Source organism: Longimicrobiaceae bacterium, assembly GCA_035696245.1.
Taxonomy (GTDB): Bacteria; Gemmatimonadota; Gemmatimonadetes; order Longimicrobiales; family Longimicrobiaceae; genus DASRQW01.
In genome coordinates this window covers 1-7,383 of the sequence record DASRQW010000542.1, presented here as the reverse complement: position 1 = coordinate 7,383, position 7,383 = coordinate 1, and the positions used below count along the sequence as shown (strand labels likewise).

The window sequence follows — 7,383 nt, the reverse complement described above, 5'->3', positions numbered from 1 at the left end:
GGCGTGGTCACCTCGTTCGAGTTCCGCCTGCACCCGGTGGGGCCCGAGGTGCTGGCCGGCCTGGTGATCCACCCGCTGGCCGAGGCGCCCGCCGTGCTGCGCTTCTACCGCGATTTCATCAAGGACGCGCCGGAGGAGCTGGTGTGCTGGTTCGTGATGCGCAAGGCGCCGCCGCTGCCCTTCCTGGCGCCCGAGTGGCACGGCCGCGAGATCCTGGCGCTCGCCATGTGCTACGCCGGCCCGGTCAAGGACGGCGAGGCGCTGTCCCGCCCGCTGCGCGCGTTCGGCGACCCCATCGCGGACGTGGTGGGGCCCACGCAGTACACCGCGTGGCAGACGGTGCTGGACCCGCTGCTCACGCCGGGCATGCGCAACTACTGGAAGTCGCACGACTTCGCCGAGCTGAGCGACGGCCTCATCGACGTGCTGGTGGACGCCGCGCGCCGCATCCCCGACCCGCAGACCGAGATCGCCTTCGCGCTGCTGGGCGGCGCGGCCAGCCGGGTGCCCGCGCGCGCCACCGCGTACGCGCACCGCGACGCGCAGTTCGTGATGAACGTGCACGGGCGCTGGGAAGACCCGGCGGCGGACGGCGCCTGCATCGGCTGGGCGCGCGAGCTGTTCCGGAACTCCGCGCCGTTCGCCACCGGTGGCGCGTACATGAACTTCCTCACCGAAGACGAGGGCGACCGCGTGGCGGCCGCGTACGGCGTGAACTATCCCCGCCTCATGGAGGTGAAGCGCCGCTACGACCCCGGCAACCTCTTCCGCACCAACCACAACATCCCCCCGGCCGCCGATGCTTGACGCCGGAGGTCGCGGGACGGGTCGTTAGCTGGGTGGATTCGGTAGATGCGGGGCGGGAGATGCCGGGGGATCGGCATCGTCCGCCCCGCTTCGTATTCGGAAACGCGGGCGAACGGCGCGTTTCGGTAGATGTTTCGCTGCGGAAGGGTGCCCCCTCCCCCGGCCCCTCCCCCGCAAGCGGGAGAGGGGAGAACTGCTTGTAGGGGAAGGGTTTAGCGCGAGAAGAATTCCTTCTCCGCCGTAGTCGGTGTGCATTCGATATGATCGCGATCCGCGCCGCCGTTCCGCGAACGCCTCCCAACCCGAGGCCCGCATCGCGCGTAAACCTCACCATCACCGTGGTCTAGCTCCCCTCCCCCAGGCAGTTTTGGGGGAGGGGCTGGGGGAGGGGGCACCCTCCCTCGCCCAACCCACCATCCATCCGCTGCACCGAATCCCCCGCACGGTCGCTGTCGGTCCGATCCGCCCCTCCCGCGCGCATCGCCGGGCCGTGCAAACGCGGCGCATCTCCATTTACGGACGCTCTTTGCGCCATTTCCGCGCGGGCGGAAAACATCAGGTGGGAAACCGGCGAACCGTTGCGGAGTTACAGCACCGGGAACACGCAGATCGTTGCGGACCCGCCACAGCTTCCAGCGCACGCATGCGCGGAATCGCATGGCGGTGCGCGGAAACGGGCGGAGGCACGCGACTTCCGCCGCGCGTCTCCTTGATGCGGCCTTCTCCCGGCCGCTCGGTCCCGCGCTCGCGCCCCACCTGAGAACGCACGCGACCGTCGCCAGGCACGACCGGCTGCCTGCCGCCCGGCCGTCTGCCGGGGCCGGCGCTCCACCCCACCCGCGATCCGTGGAAGGCCCCCATGACCCGCTCCCGCCCGCGAAGCCTCGCCCGCGCGCTCCTCATCGGCAGTGCGGTCGTGCTGGCCGCGGCGTGCCAGGACGCCACCGCCCCCGTGCGCGGCGGCGACGGGCTGCCCGCCGGCCTGGCGCGCGGCATCTACCCGCTGGTCTCCGTCGCGAGCCGCACGGGCGGCGCGGCGCAGGTGGAGCTCTACCTGAAGCGCGTGCAGACGTCGCCGTCGCTCGCCAGCTACCAGGGCGAGCTCACGTACGATCCGCATCTCCTGACGCTGGACCACACCGACCTGCCGCCGGGGATCATCGGCGCGACGAACGAGGCGTCGCCCGGCCACGTGCGCTTCGCGGGCGCCGCGGTGGACGGCGTGGGCGACGTGCCCGTGCTGGCCATGCGCTTCACCACGCACGGGGACTTCGGGCGAGGCGCGTTCGGGGTGAAGGTGGAGGAGGTGGTGGGCGCCGGCGACCTGGCCGACCTCACGGCCCAGGTGGCGCCGGGCGCGCCCTTCTTCGCCACGTCAGGACACTAGCCGCGCGAACAACGGGGCCGGCTCTCCGCCGCGCCCCGCGGCACTCCATCTCCCGCACCCGCCGCCGAACATGCACCGCAGCGCTTTCGCCCGCCTCGCGACCCTGCTCCCGGCGCTCGCCGCCCTCGCGCTCCCCGCCGCCGCGCAGACCGCCGCGCCCGCCGCTCCCCCGCCCGCCGCGCCGGCGAACGCCGCCCCGGCGCTGTGGGGCGACGTGAACGGCGACGGCCAGGTGACGCTGCTCGACGCGCTGGCGGTCATCGCCCGCGTGGTCGGGAAGGAGCTGCCGGCCGGGTACAGCCTGCCCGTGGCGGACGTGGACGGCAACGGCCGCGTGACCGCCATGGACGCGCTGGTGATCGCCGGCTACGCGGCGGGGCGCGACATGTCGCAGTACGCGGTTGGCAAGGCGGTGGGCGGCACGGGCAGCGGCGGAGGGGCGCCCGGCGGCATCCAGCGCCTGGTCTGCACGGCGGACGTGGCGGCCCCCAGCGTGTCGTGCGTGCCCGAGACGGCGGACGCGGGCGGGGCGGACCACCTGATCATCGGCGGGCAGGGGACCAACGTGCTGCTGGCGAACACCAACACCAGCTTCAACGCGGGCACCGGCATCTTCAGCACCGACGTGACGGTGAAGAACCTCATCGCGCAGCCGCTGGGGACGACCGACGGCGTCACGCTGGATGCCGACAAGGTGCGCGTCTTCTTCTTCCTGGGTCCAGTGGGCATTCCCACCGGCCTAGTGGACGTGCACAACGCCGACGGCGCGAAGATCTACACCAGCGGCTCGCCGCAGCCGTACTTCGAGTATCCGCAGGTGCTGGCGCACAACCAGACGTCTGCCGCGAAGACGTGGCAGTTCGAGGTGGGACCGGGGGCCACGAGCTTCACCTTCAAGGTGCTCGTCGCCGCCGCCGTGCAGTTCCCGCAGGGCTACGTGGACGTGACCCCCGCCGCCGACACGCTCAGCGCGGGCGGCACCGTGCAGCTCTCTGGCGTGGTCCGCACCGCGACCGGCACCGTCATCTCCGGCGAGACGATCACGTGGACGACCTCCAGCTCCGCCGTCGCGACGGTGGATGCGGCCGGCCTCGTCACGGCCACGGGCGACGGCGTGGACACCGTCACCGCGACCGCGGGCACCCGCTCCGGCCACGCGATCATCGTGGTCCGCACCGCCTCCGCCGCGACGACGACCATCACGCCCGCCCCGGCCACCGTCGCCGCGGGGGACAGCGCGCTCCTCACGGTGCAGGTGAAGAGCGCGGGCGGGTTCGCCATCACCACCGGCGGCGCCGCGGTCGTCCTCTCGTCCACCGCGGGCACGCTCTCTCCCGTCACGGACAACGCGGACGGGACGTACACCGCGTATCTGAAGCACACCGTGTTCGGCCCCGTGCTCGTCTCCGGCACGCTGAACGGCACCGACATCGGCGACACGGCGACGGTCACGTTCACCGCCGCCGGCCCGGCCACGCTGGTCAGGCTGGCGGGCGACGGCGCCGCTGTTACCGCGGGCGATCCAGCGGCGATCGCGCCCAGCGTTCGGGTGGAGGACGTGCACGGCAACCCGGTCTCCGGCGCCAGCGTCGTCTTCTCCACCCTCACCCCCGGCGGGAGCGTCACGGGCGGGACGCAGACGTCCGACGCGTCCGGCGTGGCGACGGTGGGGAGCTGGATCCTGGGCGCGGGGGCGAACACGCTCACCGTCACCTCGGGCGCCGCATCCACCACCTTCACCGGCTTCGGCAACACGCTGCCGGCGGGCGGGGAAGACGACCTCACCGCCGTCGGCAACGTGACCGTCACGGCCACCGGCCTGCTGGGCAACGACGCAGACGCGGACGGCGACGCCTTCGCCGTCACGGCGGAGACGAAGGCGACGGCGAACGGCGGCAGCGCGACGTTCACGGCTGCGGGCGGGCTCACGTACCTGAGCGCCGCGGGCTTCACGGGAACTGACAGCGTCACCTACACGCTCACCGACGCGCGTGGCGGCACCGGCACCGGCCTCGTCGTCGTCAGCGTGCCGGACCGCGTGTGGTACGTCCAGGCAGGCGCGTCGGGAGATGGGCGGGCGGCCACCCCGTTCGGCACCCTCGCCCAGGCGGAAGCGCAGTCCGCCGCGGGCGACAGCATCCTCGTCCTCAACGCGGCGAGCGCGCTCACCGACTCGATCACGCTCCAGTCCGGGCAGGCGCTCCTCGGCCAGGGCATCCCCGCTAGCATCGTGCGGACGCTCTCCGGCTCCGCGCACCTCACCGTCTCGCCCGTGACGCTGCTCGCATCCACCGGCGTCGCGTCCACCATCAGCCGCACGTCTGCCGGCTCGGCCGTGAGGCTCGGCGCGGGCACGGGGGCGCTCGTCGTCCGCGGCCTGTCGATCACGACGTCGAACGGCGCGGGCATCGTCGGCGGCAGCTTCAACAACGCGACCATCGGCGGGGGCGACCTGACGGTGAGCGCGAACGGCGGCCCCGCCATCGACCTGGCGGACGGCGAGATCATCGGACTGCTCTCGTCTGCCAGCTCGGCGGGCAGCGCGACCACGGGCATCCGCCTCTCGGCCATCAGCGGCAACCTGGGCATCAGCGCGGGCTCCGTCACCGGCTCCGCGGGCGCGGCGTTCGACTTCGCGGGGGGCAGCGCGCTCTTCACGTACGACGGAAGCGCCTCGCAGACGAACGACGCGCCGCTGGTGAGCGTCACCGGCGGGCACACGGGCACGCTCACGTTCCAGACGGGGACGCTCTCCGCGACGAACGGGAACGGGCTCCAGTTCGACAACGCGGACGGCGCGTACCACTTCGACGGCACGACCACGCTGAACGGCGGCGACGCCGGCATCGACGTGGACCACGGGTCCGGCGGGACCTTCGCCTTCGGCGCGGGCACGTCCATCTCGCACCCGGTGAACGAGGCCGTGACCGTGCGCAGCAGCGCGCCGGACTTCACCTACGCGGGCACGCTGCTCAAGGCCAACAACGGCAACGGCGGCATCACCGTGGCGTTCAACACCGGCGGCGCGGTGCGCTTCACCGGCCCGTCTGTGGTGCTCAGCACGCTCAGCGCGAACGCGGTGAACCTGCTGTCCAACTCCGGCACCGCCGTCTCGTTCGCGGACTCGCTGAACCTCACCTCGTCGGGCATCGCCCTGAACGCGGTGGGCGGCGGCACCCTCACCGTCACCGGCGCGCACAACGACATCCACGCCGTGGGCGGCACCGCGCTGAACGTGCAGGGCGTGAGCATCGGCGCCGCGGGGCTCACCTTCCGCAGCGTCTCGGCGAGCGGCGCGGCCAGCGGCATCGTGCTCTCCAACACCGGCTCCGCGGGCGGGCTCACGGTCACGGGAGATGGCGGGACGTGCATCACCGTCACCTCCGCTTGCACCGGTGGGACGATCCAGAACACCTCCGGGCCGGGCATCTCCCTGTCGAACACCGCGTCGCCGTCGTTCTCGCACGTCCGCATCCTCGCCACCGGCGGCAGCGGCGTGGGCGGCACGGGCGTGGCCGGCTTCACCTTCACCGCCGGGCTGATCGACGGCTCCGGGACGGCGCACGGGGCCGACGGCTCCAGCATCGGCTTCGGCGCGGCGGGCGCGGGCACGCAGAGCAACCTGTCCGGCGCGGTCGTCATCACCGGCAACACGCTCACGAACGCGTGGATCCACGGCATCGACATCGCCAACTACTCCGGCACCATCACCTCGGCCGGCATCTCGGACAACTCCGTGGTGAGCGCCGCGGGCGCAGCTTCGTCGCACGGCTCGGGCATCCGGCTGCTGGGCTTCGGCTCGGCCGGCGGCGTGTCGGGCATCGTTCGGGCGAGCATCTCGGACAACACCGTGACCGGCTTCCCGTCCGGCTCCGGCATCGAGACGCGCTTCGGCAACCCCGGCGGCCCGGCGGGCACGTGGGGCACGCCCGGCAGCGCCACCGACGCGGTCTCCGTCCTGCGCAACACCGTGGGCGGCAGCGGCCCGGCGGCCCTCACCGGCGGCGACGGCATCGTGGCCACGCTGCGCGGCGCGGGCCAGGCGGGCTGGAAGATCGACGACAACGGCACGCCCACCGAGCCGGTGGGCAACGTGGCGGGCGCCGGCATCCGCGTGGAGGTGCGCGGCGCCGGGGCCACGGCCACGGCGAGCGTTACCGGCAACTCCGTGATCGCCGCGAACGGCCCCGGCATCGCCCTCGCCGCCGACTCCGCCACGTCCCTCGCCGACGCGCCGCAGCTCACGGCCGACGTCTCCGCCAACCACGTCAGCGCCACCGGCGGGCCGGGCATCGACGTGGCGGCGGGCGGCGCCAGCGCGGCCGACCTGCGCGTCAAGGTCATCGGCAACGTCGTCGCCGTCCCGCTGGGCGCGAACGTCTCCGGCATCGTCGTGGCGCACGACGGCGCGACTGGCGGCGCCCCCTCCGTCTGCCTCCGCGCCTCCGGCAACACCGGCGCGGGCAGCGGCACCGCGTCCGGCATCGCCCTCGGCCGCACCGCGCCCTTCGTCTTCGCCGTCCACGCCATGGCCGTCACCGACTCCCCGGCCGTCGAGGCCTACGTCGACGCCCTCAACCCCGCCGCCGGTGGCACCGCCCTCACCGCCGCCACCACCGGCTTCTCCACCTGCACCCTCCCCTGAAGACCCGCTGACGCGACACCCAAACTCCCCTCCCCCAGGCAGTTTTGGGGGAGGGGCCGGGGGAGGGGGCCACCTTCCCCCAACATCCACCAAACAGCAGACGGGAGATGCGGATCATCCGATCCACATCTCCCGTCCCGCGTCCACCCGTTCCGCATCCGGCCAAACCGCTTCCGAAGCCGGTCGATGCCGTCCGACGGCGCGTCCCGCCGGTCCTCGCACGCCCCGTCCGCGGAGTGCGACGGCTCCGCGCGCCTGCGCGGTGAGCCCGCACCGTGAGCCCCCCGAGGGCGCGGATCGTGCGACCGCGCGCCGCCGCCCGGGATGGGCGCGTGCGGACCGGAAGCGGGGTGCGAGATGGGCGAGAAGAAGACGACCGCGGACTTCCTGATCGAGCGGCTCGGGCGCTGGGGCGTGCGCCGCATCTACGGCTATCCCGGCGACGGCATCAACGGCATCCTGGGCGCAATGCGGCGCGCGGAGGGTGCCGTGGACTTCGTGCAGGTCGCGCACGAGGAGATCGCGGGACTGATGGCCTGCGCCC

At 73.3% G+C, this 7,383-nt stretch carries 4 protein-coding genes; all 4 read left to right on the top strand.

What is annotated here, in order from left to right:
* Positions 1 to 807, top strand: an 807-nt coding sequence (locus VFE05_24060; protein ID HET6233172.1) for a BBE domain-containing protein, incomplete at its 5' end; no start/stop codon positions are given.
* A gap of 859 nt (positions 808 to 1,666) precedes the next feature.
* On the top strand, positions 1,667 to 2,194 hold the full coding sequence (locus tag VFE05_24055; GenBank protein ID HET6233171.1) for a hypothetical protein: 528 nt from the start codon (positions 1,667 to 1,669) through the stop codon (positions 2,192 to 2,194).
* 70 nt (positions 2,195 to 2,264) lie between these two features.
* A complete protein-coding gene (locus VFE05_24050; protein HET6233170.1) occupies positions 2,265 to 6,839 on the top strand; it encodes an invasin domain 3-containing protein in 4,575 nt (1,524 codons plus the stop codon).
* A gap of 357 nt (positions 6,840 to 7,196) precedes the next feature.
* Positions 7,197 to 7,383, top strand: a 187-nt coding sequence (locus tag VFE05_24045) for a thiamine pyrophosphate-binding protein (protein ID HET6233169.1), incomplete at its 3' end; no start/stop codon positions are given.

Excerpts from the sequence above, each read along its gene's own strand:
- VFE05_24055 (HET6233171.1), top strand. The coding sequence starts at position 1,667 with ATGACCCGCTCCCGCCCGCGAAGCCTCGCCCGCGCGCTCCTCATCGGC.
- VFE05_24050 (HET6233170.1), top strand. The coding sequence starts at position 2,265 with ATGCACCGCAGCGCTTTCGCCCGCCTCGCGACCCTGCTCCCGGCGCTC.